Origin of the sequence: Geodermatophilus sp. YIM 151500, from assembly GCF_025716945.1 — a bacterium.
In the GTDB taxonomy this organism is placed as follows: domain Bacteria; phylum Actinomycetota; class Actinomycetes; order Mycobacteriales; family Geodermatophilaceae; genus YIM-151500.
Window position 1 is genome coordinate 279,553 of record NZ_JAOVZT010000006.1, and the last position, 20,910, is coordinate 300,462.

The window sequence follows — 20,910 nt, forward strand, 5'->3', positions numbered from 1 at the left end:
GTCCCCCGGGCACGACGGCGCCCCCGGCTGACGGCCACCGACCAGAGGTCGGTGGCCGCTACCGGGAGCTGTCGTGGCCTGCGGATGCGACCGGGGCTCAGCGGGAGCTGGTCGCCCAGTCGTCGTCCGCGTCGTCGTCCGCCCAGCGGTCGGTGTACTCGTCGTCCTCGTCGTCGTCCGTCGCGTGGTGCGACGGGAAGGACGACGGCTGACCGGCGAGCTCGCGCTGCAGCGCGGAGAGATCGGTGTTCGGTGAGCTGTACTTGAGCTCACGGGCCACGCGCGTCTGCTTGGCCTTCGCACGGCCGCGCCCCATCGGCTCGACCCCCTCGTTACGGCGTCCGGGAGCCCAGCTCCGGGCTGGACGGCCCGCGTGGTGACCCCGACTGAGTGACTGTGTCTGGAGCGAGCTTACGACACGGATCGGCCACGGGCACGCGTCCACCCTCCGGGGGACGGAGCCCTCCGTCGCCGTCAGCGGGGGAGCCGGATGGTGGCCAGCCGGCCCACGGAGGCGATCCGTTCCTCGGCCAGCCGGTCGGCGGCGATCGCCGGCGGCACGCCTTCTTTGGTCGCCGTCTCGAAGACCCGCAGGGCGACGTCGAAGATCCCGCTCGCCTTGGCCTGCGCGCGCTGGAAGGAGAAGCCGTGCCGCTCGTCCTCGACCTGGATCACCCCGCCCGCGTTCACCAGGTAGTCGGGGGCGTACAGGATGCCGCGGTCGACCAGCTGCTGGGCGACGTCGGCGGTGGCGAGTTGGTTGTTCGCGCCGCCGCAGACGATGGCCGCGGGGAGCACGGCGACGGTCGCCTCGTCGAGGGCCCGCCCGAGCGCGCAGGGCGCGTAGACGTCGTGCGGGGTGCGCACGAGCGTCGCGGTGTCCGGGACCGCGCGCACCGACGGGTGGCTCGCGCGCACCCGCGCGACCGCGGCCGGGTCGACGTCGCTGACCACCACGTCGGCGCCGTCCTCGACCAGGTGACCGACCAGCCAGGTGCCCACCTTGCCCACACCGGCGACCGCGACGGTCCGGCCGGCCAGCGTCGGCTCGCCCCAGGTGTGCTGCGCGGCGGCCCGCATGCCCTGGAAGACGCCGTACGCCGTGAGCACCGACGAGTCGCCGCAGCCGCCGTAGGCCTCCGACCGGCCGTGCGCGTACCGGGTCTCCCGCGCGACGACGTCGAGGTCGGCATTCGTCGTGCCGACGTCGCAGGCGGTCAGGTACCGACCGCCCAGCGACTCGACGAAGCGGCCGTAGGCGCGCAGCAGCGCCTCGGTCTTGTCGGTGCGCGGTTCGCCGATGATGACGGCCTTGCCGCCGCCGAGGTCGAGCCCGGCCAGGCTGTTCTTGTAGGCCATCGCCCGCGACAGCGCGAGCACGTCGGTGACGGCGTCGTCCTCGCTCGCGTAGGGGTAGAAGCGGGTGCCGCCGAGGGCGGGTCCCAGGGCGGTCGACCAGATCGCGATCACCGCGCGCAGCCCGCTCTCGCGGTCGGAGCAGAAGACGACCTGTTCGTGCCCCTCGCGCAGTACGTCCACGTCAGGAGCCTAGTTCGCGCCGGAGCCGCGGGAGCCGCGCGCACGACGCCCGGTGCGCGGCCGGGTGCACCGCGCTCACTCGAAGGGGTTCTCGCCGGCCTCGATCTGCTCGGCGAACTCGGCCAGGGCCGCCATGTCGGGGTCGCCCCCGGCCGCGCGCACCACCGACTCGAGCGCCGCGCACACCTCCCCGGCCGGGCGGCCGGCGTGGCTGTGCCCGATCGCGGCGAGCCGGGGCCGCACCCGCTCGCTCAGCTGCTCCTCGAGACGGGCGGACGGCGGACGGAGGAACTCGAGCAGCCCGCGCTGCAGCTCCGCGCCGATCCTCGACCTGCGTGCCATGCCCGACCTCCCGCGGCCGCCGGGTCGCGGCCCGCACCCACCATGCACCGCCGGGGGTGGCAGCACCAGACCGGAGACACCCGACCGGCGCGCGGCTACGCTGCCGCGCGTGGCGGGCGCGCGGGACGTCGGGGTGGCGGTCATCGGCTTCGGCTGGATGGGCCGGGTGCACGCCCAGGCCTACGCGCGGGTGCGGCACCACTTCCCGGACCTGCCGGCGTTGCCCCGGCTCGTCGCGGTCGCCGACGAGGTGCCGGGCCGGGCGGAGCAGGCCGCCGAGCAGTTCGGCTTCCTCCGGGCGACCCGCGCCTGGCAGGACGTGCTGGCCGATCCGGACGTCGAGGCGGTCAGCGTCACCGCGCCCAACTTCCTGCACCGCGAGATCGGCGCCGCGGTCGCCGAGGCCGGCCGGCACCTGTGGATCGAGAAGCCGGTGGGGCTGACGGCCGACGACGCGCAGGCGGTGGCCGCGGCGGCCGACCGGGCGGGCGTGCGGAGCGCGGTCGGGTTCAACTACCGCAACGCCCCCGCCGTCGCCGCGGCGCGCAACCTCATCGCCTCGGGCGGCATCGGCACGGTCACGCACGCCCGGTTCCGCTTCTTCAGCGACTACGCCGCGCACCCCGAGGGGGCGCTCACCTGGCGGTACGAGCGCGCCCGGGGCGGGAGCGGCGTCCTGGGCGACCTCGCGTCGCACGGCATCGACCTGGTCCGCCACCTCCTCGGCGAGGTGAGCTCCCTGGTCGCCGACACGGCGGTCTTCGTCGCCGAGCGGGCCCGCCCCGGCGCGGCGACGGCCGGTCACGCCCGGGCGACCGGCGGGGAGCCCGGCCCGGTCGAGAACGACGACTACGTGTCGGCACTGCTGCGCTGCGCCTCCGGGGCCCGGGTCGTGCTGGAGGCGAGCCGGATCGCCGTCGGGGAGCAGAACGCCTACGGCTTCGAGGTGCACGGCACGACCGGCGCGCTCTTCTGGGACTTCCGCCGGATGGGCGAACTCGGCGTCAGCCAGGGCTCGGCGTACCAGGACCAGCCGGTCAGCACGCTCTTCGTCGGCCCCGGAGCCGGCGACTACGCCGCCTTCCAGCCCGGTGCGGGGATCGCCATGGGATACGACGACCTCAAGGTGGTCGAGGCCTGCACCTTCCTGCGCTCGATCGCCGACGGGCGCGCCCACGGCCCCTCGCTGGACGACGCCGTCGCGGCGGCCGTGGCACTGGACGCGATGGCGGAGTCCGCGGAGCGCGGCGGCTGGGTGGACGTCGTACCCCGCTGAGCCCGACCGCGTCGGACCCCGCGCCCGGCGCGCCGCGGACGACCACTCCCAACTCGTTACGAGACCGTGACCCGGCGTGGTCGCAGCCGGATCGTCGCGCAATCGACTGCGGACAGCGTCTTGACGACCGTTGTTACCGCTGTCACATTGAGCCATGTCAGTTTGTCAGGACATAGGAACCACCGCGTTGCGGTGCTCCGGTCCTGACTCCGGCTCCGACGCCCTACCGGTGGAGGCGCCGGAGCAGCACTATCTCCGCAGCCGCATGCCGATCGCTTCCCCGCGGGAGGTCCCGCACCGGCCGGCGGCCCGCCCTCCCGGTGGATCGCAGACAGGAAGGAATGGCTCGATGAGAAGTATCGGGACGCCGATGAAGGCCGCGGTCGGGTTCGCCGCCGTCGGTCTGGCGCTCGCCGCCTGCAGCAGCGAGGGCGGTGCGCGCAACCAACCCGGCGCCGCCGGCGCGGCAGGCGGCGAGGAGTACACCATCGCGATGGTCACCCACGAGGCCCCGGGCGACACGTTCTGGGACAAGATCCGCGCCGGTGCCGAGGCGGCCGCCGCCAACCACGGCATCACGTTGAACTACTCGAACAACCAGGACGCCGGCGAGCAGGCGACGCTGGTCCAGAACGCGATCGACAGCGGCGTGGACGGGTTGGCCACCACGCTGCCCACCCCGGACGCGATCGGTCCGACGGTGCAGGACGCGGTCGACGCGGGGATCCCGACGGTCGCCTTCAACGCCGGCATCAACGACTACCAGAACTACGGCGTCACCATGTACTTCGGCTCCGACGAGGACCTCGCCGGGCAGACCGTGGGCACGAAGATCTCCGAGGAGAACGCCGGCCACACCGTCTGCGTGATCCAGGAGCAGGGGCAGGTGCAGCTCGAAGCGCGCTGCGCCGGCGTGCAGAAGACCTTCCCCGACACCGAGATCCTCTACGTCAGCGGCCGCGACCTGCCGGCGGTGCAGCAGACCATCGGGGCCAAGCTGCAGCAGGACCCGTCGATCGCCAACGTCGTGGCGCTGGGTGCCGACATCGCCCTGGCCGCGAACCAGGCGAAGGCCGACTCCGGCAGCCAGGCGCAGGTCGTCACCTTCGACCTCAACGCCGACGTCGCCCAGGCGATCGAGTCGGGCGAGATCCTGTTCTCCGTCGACCAGCAGCCCTACGTGCAGGGCTACATGGCGGTCACGTCGCTGTGGTTGAACCTCACCAACGGCAACGACATCGGCGGTGGCGGCCCGGTGCTCACCGGTCCGTCCGTCGTCGACCAGACGAACATCGGCCCGATCGTCGAGTACGCGCAGAACAACACCCGGTAGTCGCACGGGGGGAGCCGGGTCCGGCCGGCTCCCCCCACCCCGTCCCGCCCCCCAGCCCTGGAGCCCTCCATGAGCTCGTCCGTCGCCACCAAACCGGCCGCGCCGCCGCCGGCCGCACCACCCCCCGGCCGCGCCCAGCGCTCGCTCTTCTCCCGCGTGCTCGGCCGTCCCGAGGTCGGCGCGCTGGCCGCGGCCATCGTGATCTTCGCCTTCTTCTACGCCGTCGCCCCGCCGTTCCGCACCCTGCCGGCGCTGGCGACCGTCCTCTACGCCTCCTCGACCATCGGGATCGTCGCCGTCGGCGTCGCGCTGCTGATGATCGGCGGGGAGTTCGACCTGTCCGCCGGTGTCGCGGTGACGACGTCCGCGCTGGCCGCCGGCATGATCACGTTCCAGTTCAGCCTGAACATGTGGGTCGGCGTGGTGGTCAGCCTGCTCATCGCGCTGACCATCGGCTTCGTCAACGGCTGGCTGGTGATGCGCACCGGCATACCCAGCTTCCTGATCACGCTGAGCACCTTCTTCATCCTCCAGGGTGTGAACCTGGGTGTGACCAAGCTGGTCACGGGCACCGTAGCCACGCCCAACACCAGCGCGCTCGACGGGTTCGCCTCCGCCAAGGCGGTCTTCGCCTCGGACATCCCGCTGGGCTTCATGACCGTGAAGGTCACCGTGCTGTGGTGGCTGCTGTTCGTCGCCGTCGGGACGTGGCTGCTGCTGCGCACGCGGACCGGCAACTGGGTGACCGCCTCCGGCGGCAACCAGGCCAGCGCGCGGGCGGTCGGCGTCCCGGTGCCCAAGGTCAAGATCGGCCTGTTCATGGGCGTCGCGTTCCTGGCCTGGTTCCTCGGGATGCACCTGCTCTTCAACTTCAGCACGGTGCAGGCCGGCCTGGGCATCGGCAACGAGTTCATCTACATCATCGCCTCGGTGGTCGGCGGCGCGCTGCTCACCGGGGGCTACGGCTCGGCGGTCGGCTCGGCGCTGGGCGCCTTCATCTTCGGCATGACCACGCAGGGCATCGTCTACGCCGGGTGGGACCCCAACTGGTTCCGCACGTTCCTCGGCGTCATGCTGCTCCTCGCGGTCATGGTCAACCTGTACATCAAGAACTACGCGGCCCAGAGGAGATGACGTGACCGACACACTGGCCGAGCACGCCGCACCGGACCTGAAGGTCGGGACGCCGCTCGTCGAGATGGAGGGCGTCGGCAAGAGCTACGGCGCCATCCGCGCCCTGGAGGGCATCGACCTGCGGGTGAACGCCGGAGAGGTCGCCTGCGTCCTGGGTGACAACGGTGCGGGTAAGTCCACCCTCATCAAAATCATCTCGGGTCTGCACCCGCACACCGAGGGCACCGTCAAGGTCGACGGCAAGCCGGTGCACTTCTCCTCGCCGCGGGAGTCCCTCGACCACGGGATCGCCACCGTCTACCAGGACCTCGCGGTGGTCGGCCTCATGGAGGTCTGGCGCAACTTCTTCCTCGGCTCGGAGATCCGCAAGGGCAAGTACCCCATGGCCCCGCTCGACATCGCGGCCATGCGGGAGATCGCCGACACCGAGCTGCAGAAGATGGGCATCGTCGTCAAGGACATCAACCAGCCCATCGGCACGCTGTCCGGTGGTCAGCGGCAGTGCGTGGCCATCGCCCGTGCCGTGTACTTCGGCGCGCGGGTGCTGATCCTCGACGAGCCCACCGCCGCCCTCGGCGTGAAGCAGTCCGGCGTCGTGCTGAAGTACACCGCCGCCGCCCGCGACGCGGGTCTCGGCGTCGTCTTCATCACCCACAACCCGCACCACGCCTACCTGGTGGGCGACCACTTCATCATCCTCAAGCTGGGCCGGCGGGTGCTCGACAAGAAGCGCTCGGAGGTCTCCCTCGAGGAGCTCACCACGGAGATGGCCGGCGGCCAGGAGCTCGCGGAACTCTCGCACGAGCTCAAGCGCTAGCCGCACAGCCGGCAGAGTGCGCGGATGGGCAGTTCCCGGCCGGGGAATCGCCCGTCCGCGCACTCTGTCGGCGCCGGCGCGGGGTCAGGCGCCCGCGTGGCACTCCTCGTGCAGGGCGCGCCCCACCGGCTCGCCGCCGGTCACCGGACGCGGGCGGCCGCCACGACCTCGCGGGCGGTGGCGGCGGCGCGTGCCGCGGCTTCCCGGACGGCGAGCCGGCGGTGCGCGGTGGAGAGGATCTCGACACCCCACGGACCGGACCAGCCGGCGGCGCGCAGCGCGGTGATGATGCCGGCCAGGTCGAAGGAGCCCTCGCCGCAGTAGCGGCGCCGGTCGACGGTGTCCTCGAACAGCGTGCCGACGACCTCGCCGTCGGCGTCGTCCAGCTCAACACCGACGATCCGCCGCAGCGGGAGCGCCGCGAGCTCGTCCGGCGGGGTGCCGGCACGCTCGACGTGCCAGACGTCGACGACGAGCCCGCCGGCGGGGTGACCGGCCTCCTCGACCAACCGCAGCGCGTCGTGGACCGTCCGGATGTTGGACCAGGGCAGGAACTCGATGCCGAGGCGGGCCCCGGCGTCGGCTGCCTGGCCGGCGAGGAGGGTGAACTCGTCCGCCCAGCGTCCCGGCTCCCACCGCGCCCCGCTGGTGTCGGGGGTGACCTTGACGTGACGGGCGCCGAGCGCCTCGGCGGCGGTCAGCAGGAACCGGCGCAGCTCGTCCGATCGCGCCCGCGCGGGGCCGCTGCTCCACCAGTCGGGCAGCCCTTCCAGCTCCACGTGGACGATGCCGTTGTCCGCCAGCATCGCGCGGACGCCCGACAGACCGTGCTCGCGCTCGGCGGTGGCCAGGTCGACGGCGAGGACTCCGAAGCCGGTGAACCCTGCGGCGGCCGCGGCCTCGATCCGCTCCCGCAGCGGGACCGGGCTGCGCCAGTCCGCCCGTGTCGGTGCGGCGTCGCCGGCCGTCGTCCAGCACGTGGCGAGCAGCTCGTCGGCGGCTGCCATGTCCTCCATCCCCGCTCCCGGCTGCCGGAAGGGCCCTCCTGCCGCCGCCCCGAGCGTCGGCGAGGGGTGGAGGCAGGAGGGCCCTTCTTCAGAATGCGTTGGCGTGCCGCTCGGCCTGGGCGGTCAGCTCGGCGTCCAGCGCCTCGGACGTCCACTGCTCCTGCAGGGCGCGCCAGACCAGCTCGGCCTGGGTCTCGGGGGCGAGGCCGCCGATCGGCTGGTCGCGGTCGAGGTTCGTGGGGAAGGCGTAGCCCTCGGCGGAGGCGGCGACCACGTTGCGCAGGGTGCGCTCGTCGACACCGGCGGCCCGCTGCGCCAGCAGGACCGGGTGGAGCGCCCGGCTCATGGCCGCGCGGTCGACGGTCTCCATGGCGCGGCCGAAGGCGGAGGACACCTGCAGCAGGTTGGCCATGCGGCGGACGTCGGTCGAGCGGTTGGTACCCGCGCCGTGGAACAGGGCCGGGTTGAAGAAGGCGGCGTCGCCCTTCCGCAGCGGCAGCTGCACGAAGTGCTCGTCGAAGTAGGCGGTGAACTCCGGCTGGTGGAAGGCGACGTAGCCGGGGGCGTACTTCTGCGAGTGCGGCAGGTACATCGTCGGCCCGGTGACCACCGGCATGTCGCAGTGCGCCACCGCGCCCTGCAAGGTCATGACGGGGGAGAGGCGGTGCACGTGGGCCGGGTAGGCGAGGGCCTGCTCCTCGGACATGAACCCGAGGTGGTAGTCGCGGTGGGCGACCTGGGCCTTGCCGCCGGGGTTCACCACGTTGACCTGGCTGGTGACCTGGTACCCGCGGCCCAGCCAGGCCTCCGAGACGAGGGCGAGCACGTCGTTGCCGTAGTACTCGGCGAACAGCTGCGGCTCGCGGACGGCGAACTTGTCGAGCGCCCCCCAGATGCGGTCGTTGGCGCCGGGCGTGGCGAAGTGGTCGCCGCCGACGACCCCGGCGGCCTTCTGCTCGGCGATCACCGCTTCGAAGACGGCGGTGGCCCGGTCGACGACGCCCGCGTCGGGGAAGGCGTCGGCGAAGACCACGATGCCGGGACCCTCGGCCAGCGCCCGGGCCAGCTCGGCCTGCACGTCCCGGCGGCCCTCCGGCGTGGTGACGTGGTTGCGCAGCCGGGATCCGTAGACGAGGACGTTCTCCCGGACCTCGTCGGCGTAGGGGTGGTCGGCGAGGTCGGTGGTCGTCTCGACGATCGCGCGGAAGTCCGCCAGCCGGCAGTCGTCCGCGGTGAACCAGCCGCGGGTGGTCGGGGGAGAGGCCAGGGTGTGCACGGCGACGTCCTTCCGGAGCGGGATGAGATGTCGTCGAGCCTGACGGGTGAGGGCGGGGATCACAAGGGTGCCGAACCATCGCAGATCCATCATTTGTCCCTCAGACTGGACGCATGCCGCACCCGTACCCCGTCCGCGAGATCGCTCGTCAGGCGGGGCTCTCCGAGGCGACCGTGGACCGCGTCCTCAACCGGCGCGGGGGTGTGCGGCAGAGCACGGTGGACCAGGTGCACCGCGCGATCGCCGATCTGCACCGCCAGCGCTCGCAGGTGCGGCTGACCGGGCGGACCTTCTTCCTCGACGTGGTGGTCGACGCGCCCGCCCGCTTCTCCTCGGCGGTGCGGGCGGCACTGGAGTCGCAGCTGCCGCTGGTCCGACCGGCGACGTTCCGGGCGCGGTTCCACCTCGCGGAGGCGCCCCCGGTCGCCGAGCTGGTGGCCACGCTCGACGACATCGCGCGGCGCGGGTCGCAGGGCGTCGTCCTCAAGGCCCCGGACCACCCCCAGGTCCTGACCGCGGTCGAACGGCTGGCAGAGGCCGGCGTCCCCGTCGTCACGCTCGTCACCGACCTGCCGACCAGCCGACGGGTCGCCTACGTCGGCCTGGACAACCGGGCCGCCGGGGCGACCGCGGCCTACCTGCTCGACCAGTGGCTGCCCGACGACGCCGCCGTCCTCGTCACCCGGGGCACCGGCTCCTTCCGGGGCGAGGACGACCGCGAGATGGGCTTCCGCGCGACCACCCGCGCCCTTCGTCCCGGCCGGCGCCAGGTCGACCTGGTCGACGCGACGGGCGACGACGACGCGCTGCGCGGCTCGGTCCGCGACGCCCTCGCCGCCGATCCGGGCATCGCCGGCGTGTACTCGCTGTACGCCACCGGCGGCAACGCCGCGACGCTCGCCGCCTTCGCCGACGCCGGGCGCAGCTGTCGCGCGTTCGTCGCCCACGACCTGGACGCCGAGAACCTCGCACTGCTGCAGGACCGGCGCCTGTCGGTGGTGCTGCACCACGACCTCGCCCTCGACCTGCGCCGCGCCTGCCACGTGGTCATGCAGGCCCACGGTGCGCTGCCCGGCGCGCCGCGGTCCTGGCACTCGGGCATCCAGGTGGTCACGCCGTACAGCATCCCTGCCGAAGCGCTCGTCACGTCCTGACCGGGCTGATGGTTTATTGAGGGATCGATGACGTTGACGCCGCTGTGGCGGCGGCCACAGCCTTGACCCCGACGCGGCCGGTACCCGCCGGCCGGACCGGGAGTCGAGGAGGGCGTCGTGACGCTGGACGTCGGGGTCATCGGGGTCGGCATGATCGGCCAGGAGCACATCCGCCGCCTGGACGGCGGCGCCGGCGGCAGCCGCGTGGTGGCCGTCGCCGACGCGGACGCCGGACGCGCCACGACCGTGGCCGATGGCCTGCCGGCGGCCAAGGTGCTCCCCTCCGGTGAGGAGCTGGTCGCGTCGGACGCGGTCGACGCCGTGGTGGTGACCTCCTGGGGGCCGACGCACGAGCCGTACGTGCTCGCGTGCATCGCCGCGGGCAAGCCGGTGTTCTGCGAGAAGCCGCTGGCCACCACCGAGGAGGCCTGCCGGAACATCGTGGACGCCGAGGCCGCCGCGGGCCGGCGGCTGGTGCAGGTCGGCTTCAACCGGCGCTACGACCCGGCGCACCGGGCGCTCAAGCAGGCGGTGGACGGCGGCGCCATCGGTGCTCCGCTGCTCGTGCACTGCGCGCACCGCAACGCCTCGGTGCCGGCGCACTACACCCGGGACATGTCGATCGCCGACACGGCGATCCACGAGATCGACGAACTGCGCTGGCTGCTCGGTCAGGAGATCGCCGCCGTGCAGGTGCTCGCCCCGCGCAGGAGCAGTCGCGGCGGTGAGCTGCAGGACCCGCTGCTGGTGCTGTTCGAGATGGCTGACGGCGTGCTCGTCGACGTCGAGGTGTCGGTCAACGTGCACTACGGCTACGAGATCCGCTGCGAGATCTCCGGTGAGACCGGCACCGTGGAACTGGCCGATCCCGCCCCGGTGACCATCCGCCGCGAGGGGACCGTCGCGGGCCTCGTCCCGGGTGACTGGCGGGAGCGCTTCGCGCTCTCCTACGACATCGAGCTGCGTGAGTGGGTCGACACCGTCGCCGCCGGGCGGCCGCCGCAGGGGCCCAGCGCGTGGGACGGCCTCGTGGCGCAGGTGGTCGCCGACGCGGCGCTGCAGTCGCTCCACTCCGGTGGCCGGGTCGCGATCGAGCTACCGCCCCGGCCGGGCCTCTACGCCCCGGCCACGGCGCCGTGACGCCGCTGCCCGCGTCCATCCCCGCGCACGCACCCACGGAGTCGCCATGACACCCCGCCCGACCATCGGCAACCGCGAGCTGCTGGCCACGTGCTGGACCTCGGCGGGGGACGCGGCGCCCGACCGCGGCGACGAGGTCAGCCCCGTCGACCTGCGGACCCGGATCGAGACCGCGGCGGAGATCGGCTGGGAGGGCTTCGGCCTGCTGCACGCCGACCTGGCGATGGCCGAGCGCACCCTCGGTCTGCGGGAGCTGCGCCGGATCTTCGACGGTGCAGGGATCGAGCACGTGGAGCTGGAGGTCCTCCCCTGGTGGTGGACCACCGACGAGCGGCGTCGGATCTCCGACCAGCGGCGCACCCTGCTGCTCGAGGCGGCCGAGGTCCTCGGCGCCCGGACCATCAAGGTCGCCGCCGAGGGCGGTGGCCTCCCGGTCGACCCGGCGCGCTTCCACGACGACTTCGACCGCCTGGCCACGCAGGCCGGCAACGCCGGCACACGTGTGGCCCTGGAACCCATGCCGATGACCAACCTGCCGACCATCCAGGCCGGCGTCGACTTCGTGACCGAGGTGGGCAACCGGTACGGCGGGCTGACCGTCGACATCTGGCACGTCCACCGCGGCGGGACCGGCTACGCCCAGCTGGAGCGGATCCTGCCGGTGGAGTACCTGTTCATCGTCGAGCTCGACGACGCGGACGAGCAGGTCGTCGGCACCCTCTGGGAGGACACCGTCAACGGTCGCCGCCTCCCCGGTGAGGGCGCCTTCGACGTGCCCGCCTTCATCGCCGCCGTCCACCGCGCGGGCTACCGCGGCCACTGGGGGGTGGAGATCATCTCCGAGCAGCACCGGCAGCTGCCCGTCCGCGAGGGGCTCGCCCGCGCCCGCGCCGCCACGTTGCAGGCACTCGCGGCCGCGGAGGACCTCGTGGCCTCGGCCGGCTGACCCGACCACCCCGACTCCACCACGGAGGCCCGTCATGCCCGATGCGCGCAGCGACACCGCGTTCTCCGCCCGGCCGGCACCCGTCCGGGCAGGCGGTGAACTCTTCACCGAGGAGCGCTCGGCCGAGGTGGTCGCCGCCAGCTTCACCGGCACCCCCGATCCGCGGCTGCGGCAGGTGCTGGGCTCACTGGTCCACCACCTGCACGCGTTCGTGAAGGACGTCGAACTGACCGAGGACGAATGGGGCGTCGCGATCGACTTCCTCACCCGCACCGGGCAGATGTGCAGTGACGTGCGGCAGGAGTTCATCCTGCTGTCGGACGTCCTCGGCGTCTCGATGCTGGTGGAGACGATCAACCACCGCACCGGCGGCACCTCGACCGAGTCCACGGTGCTGGGGCCCTTCCACATGGTGGAGTCCCCGCGGCGGGAGCTGGGCGACGACATCGCCCTCGACGGCAAGGGCACGCCGTGCCTGGTGTCGGGACAGGTGACCGGTCCGGACGGCGAGCCGCTGGCCGGGGCGGTGGTGGACGTGTGGCAGACCAACGAGGACGGCTTCTACGACGTCCAGCAGCCCGGGATCCAACCGGCGGGCAACCTGCGCGGGTTGTTCACCGCCGACGGCGACGGCCGGTTCTGGTTCCGCTCGGTCGTGCCGCGGTACTACCCGATCCCCGACGACGGGCCGGTCGGGCAGCTGCTGGCGGCCACCGGGCGCCACCCCAACCGGCCGGCGCACCTGCACTTCATCGCTTCCGCGGCCGGCTACCGGCCGGTGACCACGCACGTGTTCGTCGCCGACAGCCCCTACCTGGACTCCGATGCGGTCTTCGGGGTCAAGGAGAGCCTCGTCCGCGACGTCCCCGAGGTCGACGACCCGGACCGGTCGGCCGACGTGGGCCTGCCCAACCCGTTCCGGACGCTGACCTTCGACCTCGCCCTGCTGCCCGAGGACAGCCCTGAGGTCTCAGCACGGCCGGCGGCCCAGCCCGCGGACGGGCAGCCGACCGTGGTGCGGGGAGCGCCGTCGTGATCCGCCCGTTCACCTACCAGGCGTTGCCGATGCGGGTGGTGTTCGGCGCGGGCTCCCTGGCGAGGCTGCCCGACGAGGTGGCGGCTCTCGGCCTGACCCGTGTCCTGGTGCTCTGCTCTCCGGAGCAGGAGGCCATCGGCCAGCAGGTCGCCGCCGCCCTGGAGGCCGCGGCGGCCGGTGTGCTCCCGGAGGCCCGGATGCACGTGCCGGTCGAGATCGCCGCTCGCGCTCGGGAGCTGGCCGCCGACCTGGGCGCCGACGGCTGCGTGGCCGTGGGCGGCGGCTCCGCGGTCGGCCTGGGCAAGGCGATCGCGCTCGAGCACGGTCTTCCGGTGATCGCGGTGCCGACGACCTACGCGGGCTCGGAGATGACCCCGGTGTGGGGGCTGACCGAGGGCGGGCAGAAGCGCACCGGCCGCGACGTCCGGGTGCTGCCGCGGAGCGTGCTCTACGACCCGGAGATGACCCTGACCCTTCCCGCGCTGATGTCGGCCACCAGCGGGATGAACGCCATCGCCCACGCCGTGGAGGGGCTGTACGCCCCCGATGCGACGCCGATCGTCTCGCTGATGGCAGAGGAGGGCGTCCGCGCCCTGGCCGCTGCCCTGCCCCGGGTGGTGGCCGACGGATCCGACCTCGACGCCCGCGGCGAGGCCCAGTACGGGGCCTGGCTGTGCGGCGCGGTGCTGGCCGCGACGACGATGTCGCTGCACCACAAGCTCTGCCACACGCTGGGCGGCACGCTCGACCTGCCGCACGCGCAGACGCACACCGTGGTCCTGCCGCACGCGCTGGCCTACAACCAGCCCGCCGCACCGGACGCGGTCGCCGCGCTGTCCCGTGCGCTCGGCGGCGGGCCGGACCCGGCCCGGGAACTGTGGGAGCTCGCCGGCCGGCTCGGCGCCCCCCGCTCTCTGCGCGAGCTCGGCATGACGGAGGAGGACATCCCGCGGATCGCCGGGTTCGCCGTCGCGAATCCGTACGCCAACCCCGGGCCGGTGACCCGCGACGGCGTCCAGGCGCTGCTCCGCGCCGCCTGGGCCGGCGAGCCGCCGCGGGCCGGAACAGCTACGGCCGTCCCGACCCGCCCCACCGAGCGAAGGAGCAGGACATGACCGAGCCCGTCGTCGTAGGACTCCTGGGCATCACCCACCCGCACGCCTCCGCGCGGGTCCGCGCACTGCGCGAGATCGACGGGGTGCAGGTCGTGGCCGCCGCCGACGACGACCCCCGGCTGAAGTACTTCACGGACAAGTACGACCTCGCGCCGGTCGGCACCGACGAGCTGCTCGCCGACGAGCGCATCACCGCGGTGATGGTGCACTCCAAGAGCAAGGACATGGTCCCGCTGGCCCTTCGCGTGCTCGACACCGGTAAGGCCGTGCTCGTCGAGAAGCCCGGCGGTGCCGCGCTCGCCGACATCCGGCAGCTGGCCGAGGCCGCCCAGGCACCCGGCGCGATCGCGCAGGTGGGCTACAACGTCCGCTTCGCCGAATCGGTGACCCGCGCCCGGCAGCTGCTCGACCAGGGGCTCGTCGGCGACGTCGTGTCGGTCAGCGCCCGCGGCGCCCCGCTCGTCGGCGAGCACCTCACCCAGCACCTCAACCAGCCGGCCGACATGGGCGGGGCGCTGTGGATCATCGGCTGCCACATGCTCGACGTCCTGCTGTCGATCTACGGCCGCCCCGAGAGCGTCAACGCGCGGGTGCGCAAGTACGCCCGGCTCTCCGACGCCGCCACCCGCGAGGACGCCGCTGCCGTGATCCTCACCTACCCCGAGCGGCAGGTCGTGTTCGACTTCGACGCCCACGACCCCCTGGAGTGGTTCGAGAGCTCCCGCGTCACCTTCCACGGCACCGGCGGCCTGCTGGAGGTCGGCATCCTCCCGCAGTCGGTCCGCGTCCAGCTCCCCGAGGGCCGCGACGGCTGGAGCGCGGGCCGGACCACCTGGGAGGCCAGCCGCTTCACCACCCCGTTCGCGCGCACCGAGGAGAACAAGTTCTCCGAGCTGCCGGAACTGGACAACATCGACAACTTCCGCCCCGAGATGCGCAGGTTCGTCGACAGCATCCGCACCGGTGCGCCGGTCGCCGTCCCGGTCTCCGACGCCCTGGACGTCGCCCTGGTGGTGGACGCCTGCTACCGCTCCGAGCAGGCCCGCGGCGCCGACACGCCCCTGGCAGACCCCAGCTGACCGACGGGCCGACAGCCCACCCCACTCGAGAGAGGCCCAGCATGCGGATCGGACTCATCGGGCTCGGCAGGATCGGGGCCTTCCACGCCGGCACGCTGGTCGGCATCCCGGCGATCGAGTCGCTCGTGGTCACCGACATCGTGCCCGAGAAGACGAAGCAGATCGTCGACCGCCACCACGCGGAGGGGGTGGAGGGCGTCGACTCCCTGGAGGCGCTGGTCGCCTCCGGCGTCGACGGGGTGATCATCGCGGCCGGAACCGATGCGCATCCCGAGCTCGTCCTCGCCTGCGTCGACGCCGGGCTGCCGACGCTGTGCGAGAAGCCGGTGGCGCAGACCGGAGCGGCGGGAGCCGAGCTGCTCCGCCGGCTCGAGGGCTCCACCGTGCCCGTCCAGATCGGGTTCCAGCGCCGTTACGACGCCGCCATCGCCGCCGCCCGGGCCGCGGTCGTCAGCGGCGAACTCGGCTGGATCAACACGATCCGGTCCACCACGCTCGACCCCGAACCGCCGCCCCCGGAGTACGTCGCGGTCTCCGGAGGGATGTTCCGCGACTGCGGCGTGCACGACTTCGACGTCATCCGCTGGGTCACCGGACAGGAAGTGGTGGAGGTCTACGCCACCGGGAGCAACCGGGGCGCGGACTTCTTCCGTCGGTACGACGACGTGGACACCTCCGCGGCCATCCTCACCTTCGCCGACGGCGCGCTCGGGATCGTGTCGAACACCCGTTACAACGCGCGCGGCTACGACGTGCGGCTGGAGGTCCACGGCTCGCGGGACAGCGTCGCCGCCGGCGTCGACGACGGGTGGCCCATCCGCGCCACCGAACCAGGGGTGGCCTTCCCGGCCGGCCCGCCGCACCGGTTCTTCATGGACCGGTTCCTGCCGGCGTTCCGGGCGGAGTTCGAGACCTTCCTGGAGGTCGTCGCCGGGAACCGGCCCTCGCCGTGCACGGTCGCCGACGGGCTGGAGGCGGACTGGATCGCCGAGGCCTGCGCCCGATCGGTGACGGAGCACCGGCCGGTACGGATCGCGGAGGTGCGCATCGCATGACCGACGCCACCACTGCTCCGGACACTGCGCACGGGAGTGCCGAGCCGTCGGGACCGCCCGAACCGCTGCGGCTCGGCGTGCTGGGGGCGGCGCGCATCGCCGAACTCGCGATCGTCGAGCCGGCGCGGGCGACCGGGCACCGCCTCGTGGCGATCGCCGCCCGCGACCAGGCGCGAGCCTCGGCATTCGCGGCGGAGCACGGGGTGGAACGGGCGCTCGCGTCCTACGACGACGTCGTCGCCGCACCTGATGTCGAGGCCGTCTACAACCCGCTCCCCAACGCGCTGCACGGCACGTGGAACCTGGCCGCGATCGAGGCCGGCAAGCACGTGCTGTCGGAGAAGCCGTTCGCCGCGAACGCGGAGGAGGCAGCAGACGTCGCCGCTGCGGCCCACCGCAGCGGTGTGACCGTGGTCGAGGGCTTCCACTACCGATTCCACCCGGTGACGCGGCGGCTGCTCGAGCTCCTGGCCTCCGGGGAGCTGGGTGAGCTGGTGCACGTCGAGACGACGCTGGAGATCCAGGACCCGGGTGCGGGCGACCCGCGCTGTGGAAGGACCCCGTCCTTCTCACCCCTCGCGAGCTCGGGGCGAGCCTCGGGACGGGGCCGCCGGCGGGGCCACGATGGACCTCGGCTGCTACAGCCTGCACGCCCAGCGGGTGCTCGCGCGCTGGGGCGGTGGGGAGCCGGAGCTGGTCTCCGCCCGGGCCGGCGAGCGGCCGGGCGAGCCGGGCGTGGACGAGTGGCTGGACGCGCGGCTGCGGTTCCCCTCGGGAGCGACCGGGGTGGCCCGCTGCCACATGGCCAGCGACCGCCGGCAGATGACCTACCGGGTCGTCGGCAGCCGGGGCGAGGCGCTCGTCGCGAACTTCGTCGAGCCCCACCGGGACGACCGGGTGGTCATCCGGACCCCGGCCGGTGAGCACGTGGAACGCCACGGCACGCGGTCGTCCTACACCTACCAGCTCGAGGCGTTCGGCCGCGCGGTCCGCGAGGGCGCCCCGCTGCCGGTCGGCGTCGACGACGCCGTCGCCAACATGCGGTTGATCGACGCCTGCTACGCGGCCGCCGGACTGCGCCCCCGGCCCCGGGCGACGATCGCGCCGCACGGGGCCGGGGCGTGACCGGGCGCTACAGCTTCGCGGCCGCGGCGCGCAGGTTCTCCGCGGCGAGCGCCAGGCCCTCGAGGCGGTCGTAGGCGGCGTCCTCGTGCTCGATGTTGACCGCCATGTCCGGGTCGACCTCGGCCAACGCGCGCAGGAAGTCGGTCCAGTAGCCGACGTCGTGGCCGACCCCGACGGCGACGAACCGCCAGCCCGGGTTCTCCGGCCAGGCGTTGCACCAGAAGCCGTACCCGGTGGGCACCTTGCCGGGCGCGTCGGCCGGCACGCGGGCGAACGAGGTGTCGAGCACGCCGCGGATGTCGACGCCCGGGGTGATCATCGCGTCCTTGGCCGCGGCGTGGAACACCAGCGGGCCCAGGTCGCGGATGCAGGCGACGACGTCCATGCCCTGCCACATCAGGTGGGAGGGGTCCATCTCGGCGCCGACGTTCGTCGCGCCGACCAGGTCCACGAGCTTGCGCAGCGTGACGGGGGAGAACACCAGGTTGTGCGGGTGCATCTCGATGGCGACCCGGACGTCGTTGGCGCGGGCGAGGGCGTCGATCTCCGACCAGAACGCGGCAGCGACGTCCCACTGGTAGTCCAGGACGTCCATGTAGACGCCGTCCCACGGGTTGACCACCCACGAGGGGTACCGGGCGCCGGGGTCCGAGCCGGGCGTGCCCGACATCGTCACGACGTTCTTCACGCCGAGCAGCCCGGCGAGCTCGATGGTGCGCCGGAGGTCGTCGGCGTGCTTGGGACCCACCTGGGGGAGCGGGTTCAGCGGGTTGCCGTTGCAGTTCAGCCCGGTGAGCTCCATCCCCCGGGAGGCGAACACGTCGAGGTAGTCGCGCCGGGCCTTCTCCGAGGAGAGCAGCAGGTCGACGTGGCAGTGCGGGGAGGGGATGAAGCCGCCGGTGTTGACCTCCACGGAGGTCAGGCCGTCGGACTGGAGGACGTCGAGGGCGTCCGCCAGCGGGCGGTCGTGGAGGCAGGCGGTGTAGGCGCCGAGCTTGAGGGCCATGGGAGTGCTCGCCTTCTGGTGGTCGGGGTCCGGAGGGGTCAGGCGGGAGGTGCGGGGACGGCGGGGGCGTCGGCGGCAGTCGGCGCGGTGGCGGCCGCGGAGCCGACCTCGACGGGTGCACCGTCGGACGAGGACGACCGGACGACGGCCTGGATGATCTGCATGGTGTGGAGCGCGTCGGCGAAGGAGGCGTTGGCGGGCAGCGGATCGGGCGTGCCGGCGATCTGGTCGAGGAAGGCCCGGCACTGGTAGGTGAAGGCCTCCTGGTTGCCGATGCCGACGCCGGGGGCCTCCATGGGGTAGCCGCCGCGGAAGTAGGGCATCTGCGGGCCGACGATCACCTGGCGGACGCCGCGGGTACGGGCGTCGGGCTGGGTGTCGTCGAACAGGTACTCCGCGGGCCGGTGGAAGTCGAACGCGACGCGGCCGGCCAGTCCGGAGACGTCGAAGCCGAGGCCGTTCGGCATCCCGAACGCGGTGCGGGACACGGAGAACGACCCCGTCAGGCCGGAGTCGAACCGCGCGGTGAACATCGCGGTGTCCTCGTTCTCGACCTCGCCGACCTCGTCGCTGACCGGAGCGGTGCCGTGCCCGACGACCGCGCCGAGGGGCAGCGGGCGCTCGGGGATCTGGGTCGACAGCGCCCCGCCGGAGACCGCGACGATCGGCCCGCAGATGTACTCCGCGGCGTCGATCACGTGCGCGCCGATGTCGCCCAGCGCACCGGAGCCCGGGCCTCCCCGGAACCGCCAGGTCAGCGGGCTGCGCGGATCGCAGGCGTAGTCGCACCAGTACCGGCCGGAGAACAGGGACAGCTCCCCGAGCTCCCCGTGGCGCACGTGGTCGCGGATCGCCGCGATCGCCGGCGACCGGCGGTAGGTGTAGCCGACCGCGGTGACGACGTCGGCACCCTCCTCGAGGGCGACCATGGCCAGCCCGTCCTCCACCGAACCGGCCAGCGGCTTCTCGCACAGCACGTGCTTGCCGGCGGCGACCGCCGCCTCGGCGATCGGCCGGTGCAGCGCGTTGCCGACGACGATGCTGATCGCGTCGATCGAGGGGTCCTCGACCACCTCCTCCCAGCTGAGCACCGCCTTCTCGAAGCCGTAGCGCCGGGCCCCGTCGCGGGCGAGCGCCTCGTTGGCGTCGGCGATGGCGGCCAGCCGGACCGGCGGCAACCCCTCGCCGAAGACCGTGCCGACCTGGCGGTAGCCGGCGGCGTGGCTGCGCCCGGCCATGCCGGCTCCGATCACCGCCACCGACAGTGTTCGCTCGGTCATCGCTGTTCCTCTCGTGTGGTGGTCGCGCCGGGAGCGGCTCGTCGGTGTCCGGCCGACCGGGTGATGGATCCTCCGGTGCTCTTGGCCGCAATCCGTTAAAGCGCTTTAATCGTGGTGCAGATCGCAGCAGACGAGGTGCGGCGGTGTCAAGGGAGAGGGTGGCTCTCGTGAGCGTGGAGGAGCCGGTGCGTCGCCCGCGCCTGCAGGACGTCGCCCACGAGGCCGGGGTGTCGACGGCCACGGCGTCCCTGGTCCTGCGCGGTGCGCCCGGACCCGGCGGTGCCACGCGGGAACGGGTCCTCGCCGCGGCGGGCCGCCTGGGGTACCGGCCCGACCGCGCCGCCAGCCTGCTGGCCCGCCGCCGCAGCCGGCTGATCGGCGTGGTCATGGACGTCCGCAGCACGTTCCACGCGCAGCTCGTCGAGGAGGTGCACGAGGCGGCCGAGCGGCACGGGTACGACCTGGTGCTCAGCGCGGTCACCCGGAACCGCGACGAGGCGCGGGCGGTGGAGACGCTGCTGGACTCGCGCTGCGAGGCGCTGGTCCTCCTGGGGTCGGAGGCCCCGACCGCCCGCTTGGCCGCCCTCGACCGGCAGCTGCCGGTGGTCGCCGTCGGCCGCCCCGTGCCGTCCGCCGGGGTCGACGTCGTCCGCGCCGCCGACGACGAGGGCGTCGCGATGGCCGTCGACCACCTGGCCGGGCTGGGGCACCGCCGCATCGCCTACGTCGACGGCGGACGCGGGCCCATCGCCGCCGGTCGGCGCCGCGGATACCAGCGGGGGATGCGCCGGCACCGGCTCGGCGGGCACCTGCAGGTCGTGGCCGGTGACCCGGGGGAGGAGTCGGGGGCGCGTGCGGCGCGGACCCTGTTCCGGGAGGGGCGGGGCCCGACGGCGGTCGTCGCCTACAACGACCACTGCGCGGTCGGCCTGCTCGACGCGCTGCTGCGCGACGACGTCGACGTCCCCGGTGCGGTCTCCGTCGTGGGCTACGACGACAGCCCGCTCGCCCGCCTGGCGCACGTCGACCTGACCACGGTCAGCCAGGAGTCGGAGCTGCTGGTGCGGCACGCGGTCGAGGCGGTCGTCGAGCGGCTGGACGGCGGCCGCACGGAGCACCGGGAGGTCGTCGTGCCTCCGCGCCTGGTGGTGCGCGGGACGACGGGGCCGCCGCGGGACGACGGATCACTCTGACGCCGGCGATCCGTGCATGACAGGACAAAGCTTGACAGTGGTCCGGGTCACCCGGAC

General features: G+C 73.3%; 20 protein-coding genes and 1 pseudogene. 14 read left to right on the forward strand and 7 right to left on the reverse strand.

Features of this window, described 5'->3' with window-relative positions; genetic code table 11:
* Nucleotides 1–97 precede the first annotated feature (97 nt).
* The 3 genes from OF117_RS12895 to OF117_RS12905 form a co-directional block, all read right to left on the reverse strand.
* Nucleotides 98–316, reverse strand: a complete 219-nt coding sequence (locus OF117_RS12895) for a DUF3073 domain-containing protein (protein ID WP_263553247.1) — start codon at nt 314–316, stop codon at nt 98–100.
* 158 nt (nt 317–474) lie between these two features.
* Complete coding sequence (locus OF117_RS12900; protein ID WP_263553248.1) at nt 475–1,539, reverse strand: Glu/Leu/Phe/Val family dehydrogenase; 1,065 nt, start codon at nt 1,537–1,539, stop codon at nt 475–477.
* A 75-nt stretch (nt 1,540–1,614) separates the two neighbouring features.
* Nucleotides 1,615–1,881: a hypothetical protein gene (locus OF117_RS12905; protein WP_263553249.1), complete on the reverse strand. Its 267-nt coding sequence runs from the start codon at nt 1,879–1,881 to the stop codon at nt 1,615–1,617.
* A gap of 109 nt (nt 1,882–1,990) precedes the next feature.
* On the opposite strand from OF117_RS12905, the gene OF117_RS12910 reads away from it, so the two are divergent.
* The 4 genes from OF117_RS12910 to OF117_RS12925 all read left to right on the forward strand — a co-directional run bounded on the left by OF117_RS12910 (nt 1,991) and on the right by OF117_RS12925 (nt 6,441).
* Nucleotides 1,991–3,157: a Gfo/Idh/MocA family protein gene (locus tag OF117_RS12910; protein WP_263553250.1), complete on the forward strand. Its 1,167-nt coding sequence runs from the start codon at nt 1,991–1,993 to the stop codon at nt 3,155–3,157.
* 349 nt (nt 3,158–3,506) lie between these two features.
* Nucleotides 3,507–4,490 (forward strand): substrate-binding domain-containing protein, encoded by a 984-nt coding sequence (locus OF117_RS12915; RefSeq protein WP_263553251.1) that lies wholly within the window; start codon nt 3,507–3,509, stop codon nt 4,488–4,490.
* A gap of 69 nt (nt 4,491–4,559) precedes the next feature.
* A complete protein-coding gene (locus OF117_RS12920) occupies nt 4,560–5,624 on the forward strand; it encodes an ABC transporter permease (protein WP_263553252.1) in 1,065 nt (354 codons plus the stop codon).
* A 1-nt stretch (nt 5,625) separates the two neighbouring features.
* Nucleotides 5,626–6,441 carry an ATP-binding cassette domain-containing protein gene (locus OF117_RS12925; protein ID WP_263553253.1) on the forward strand — a complete coding sequence of 272 codons (816 nt, stop codon included), beginning with the start codon at nt 5,626–5,628 and terminating at the stop codon, nt 6,439–6,441.
* 140 nt (nt 6,442–6,581) lie between these two features.
* Here the strand turns inward: OF117_RS12925 and OF117_RS12930 are convergent, their stop codons facing one another.
* Together OF117_RS12930 and OF117_RS12935 are read right to left on the reverse strand one after the other, a co-directional pair.
* Nucleotides 6,582–7,448 (reverse strand): sugar phosphate isomerase/epimerase family protein, encoded by an 867-nt coding sequence (locus OF117_RS12930; protein ID WP_263553254.1) that lies wholly within the window; start codon nt 7,446–7,448, stop codon nt 6,582–6,584.
* Nucleotides 7,449–7,536: 88 nt separating this feature from the next.
* Nucleotides 7,537–8,724 carry a phytanoyl-CoA dioxygenase family protein gene (locus OF117_RS12935; protein WP_263553255.1) on the reverse strand — a complete coding sequence of 396 codons (1,188 nt, stop codon included), beginning with the start codon at nt 8,722–8,724 and terminating at the stop codon, nt 7,537–7,539.
* A gap of 113 nt (nt 8,725–8,837) precedes the next feature.
* On the opposite strand from OF117_RS12935, the gene OF117_RS12940 reads away from it, so the two are divergent.
* From OF117_RS12940 to OF117_RS12975, 9 genes and pseudogenes are all read left to right on the forward strand, one after another.
* Nucleotides 8,838–9,878 carry a LacI family DNA-binding transcriptional regulator gene (locus OF117_RS12940; RefSeq protein WP_263553256.1) on the forward strand — a complete coding sequence of 347 codons (1,041 nt, stop codon included), beginning with the start codon at nt 8,838–8,840 and terminating at the stop codon, nt 9,876–9,878.
* 117 nt (nt 9,879–9,995) lie between these two features.
* A complete protein-coding gene (locus OF117_RS12945; protein WP_263553257.1) occupies nt 9,996–11,018 on the forward strand; it encodes a Gfo/Idh/MocA family oxidoreductase in 1,023 nt (340 codons plus the stop codon).
* Nucleotides 11,019–11,064: 46 nt separating this feature from the next.
* Entirely contained in the window at nt 11,065–11,964 is a 900-nt protein-coding gene (locus tag OF117_RS12950) for a sugar phosphate isomerase/epimerase family protein (protein WP_263553258.1), read from the forward strand.
* A gap of 34 nt (nt 11,965–11,998) precedes the next feature.
* Nucleotides 11,999–13,000 carry an intradiol ring-cleavage dioxygenase gene (locus tag OF117_RS12955; protein WP_263553259.1) on the forward strand — a complete coding sequence of 334 codons (1,002 nt, stop codon included), beginning with the start codon at nt 11,999–12,001 and terminating at the stop codon, nt 12,998–13,000.
* Nucleotides 12,997–14,115 (forward strand): maleylacetate reductase, encoded by a 1,119-nt coding sequence (locus tag OF117_RS12960; protein WP_263553260.1) that lies wholly within the window; start codon nt 12,997–12,999, stop codon nt 14,113–14,115. The genes OF117_RS12955 and OF117_RS12960 overlap by 4 nt, the downstream gene beginning before the upstream one ends.
* Entirely contained in the window at nt 14,112–15,194 is a 1,083-nt protein-coding gene (locus OF117_RS12965; protein WP_263553261.1) for a Gfo/Idh/MocA family protein, read from the forward strand. The genes OF117_RS12960 and OF117_RS12965 overlap by 4 nt, the downstream gene beginning before the upstream one ends.
* A 41-nt stretch (nt 15,195–15,235) precedes the next feature.
* A complete protein-coding gene (locus OF117_RS12970) occupies nt 15,236–16,249 on the forward strand; it encodes a Gfo/Idh/MocA family oxidoreductase (RefSeq protein WP_263553262.1) in 1,014 nt (337 codons plus the stop codon).
* Nucleotides 16,246–16,614 (forward strand): annotated as a pseudogene (locus tag OF117_RS22265) (Gfo/Idh/MocA family protein); the annotation flags it as partial. The gene OF117_RS12970 and the pseudogene OF117_RS22265, both read left to right, overlap by 4 nt.
* Before the next feature lie 184 nt (nt 16,615–16,798).
* Nucleotides 16,799–17,374 (forward strand): Gfo/Idh/MocA family oxidoreductase, encoded by a 576-nt coding sequence (locus OF117_RS12975; RefSeq protein WP_411969452.1) that lies wholly within the window; start codon nt 16,799–16,801, stop codon nt 17,372–17,374.
* Nucleotides 17,375–17,381: 7 nt separating this feature from the next.
* Here OF117_RS12975 and OF117_RS12980 read toward each other — a convergent pair whose 3' ends face one another.
* A complete protein-coding gene (locus OF117_RS12980; protein ID WP_263553264.1) occupies nt 17,382–18,380 on the reverse strand; it encodes a sugar phosphate isomerase/epimerase family protein in 999 nt (332 codons plus the stop codon).
* A gap of 38 nt (nt 18,381–18,418) precedes the next feature.
* Nucleotides 18,419–19,660 (reverse strand): Gfo/Idh/MocA family protein, encoded by a 1,242-nt coding sequence (locus OF117_RS12985; RefSeq protein ID WP_263553265.1) that lies wholly within the window; start codon nt 19,658–19,660, stop codon nt 18,419–18,421.
* A gap of 167 nt (nt 19,661–19,827) precedes the next feature.
* Here OF117_RS12985 and OF117_RS12990 point away from each other — a divergent pair, with 167 nt between their 5' ends.
* Nucleotides 19,828–20,853 (forward strand): LacI family DNA-binding transcriptional regulator, encoded by a 1,026-nt coding sequence (locus OF117_RS12990; protein ID WP_263553266.1) that lies wholly within the window; start codon nt 19,828–19,830, stop codon nt 20,851–20,853.
* Nucleotides 20,854–20,910 lie beyond the last annotated feature (57 nt).

Bases quoted from the DNA above. Each gene is read 5' to 3' on its own strand.
- OF117_RS12905 (WP_263553249.1), bottom strand. From the start codon at position 1,881: ATGGCACGCAGGTCGAGGATCGGCGCGGAGCTGCAGCGCGGGCTGCTC.
- OF117_RS12950 (WP_263553258.1), top strand. From the start codon at position 11,065: ATGACACCCCGCCCGACCATCGGCAACCGCGAGCTGCTGGCCACGTGC.
- OF117_RS12965 (WP_263553261.1), top strand. From the start codon at position 14,112: ATGACCGAGCCCGTCGTCGTAGGACTCCTGGGCATCACCCACCCGCAC.
- OF117_RS12985 (WP_263553265.1), bottom strand. From the start codon at position 19,660: ATGACCGAGCGAACACTGTCGGTGGCGGTGATCGGAGCCGGCATGGCC.
- OF117_RS12940 (WP_263553256.1), top strand. From the start codon at position 8,838: ATGCCGCACCCGTACCCCGTCCGCGAGATCGCTCGTCAGGCGGGGCTC.
- OF117_RS12930 (WP_263553254.1), bottom strand. From the start codon at position 7,448: ATGGCAGCCGCCGACGAGCTGCTCGCCACGTGCTGGACGACGGCCGGC.
- OF117_RS12920 (WP_263553252.1), top strand. From the start codon at position 4,560: ATGAGCTCGTCCGTCGCCACCAAACCGGCCGCGCCGCCGCCGGCCGCA.
- OF117_RS12915 (WP_263553251.1), top strand. From the start codon at position 3,507: ATGAGAAGTATCGGGACGCCGATGAAGGCCGCGGTCGGGTTCGCCGCC.
- OF117_RS12955 (WP_263553259.1), top strand. From the start codon at position 11,999: ATGCCCGATGCGCGCAGCGACACCGCGTTCTCCGCCCGGCCGGCACCC.
- OF117_RS12895 (WP_263553247.1), bottom strand. From the start codon at position 316: ATGGGGCGCGGCCGTGCGAAGGCCAAGCAGACGCGCGTGGCCCGTGAG.
- OF117_RS12970 (WP_263553262.1), top strand. From the start codon at position 15,236: ATGCGGATCGGACTCATCGGGCTCGGCAGGATCGGGGCCTTCCACGCC.
- OF117_RS12980 (WP_263553264.1), bottom strand. From the start codon at position 18,380: ATGGCCCTCAAGCTCGGCGCCTACACCGCCTGCCTCCACGACCGCCCG.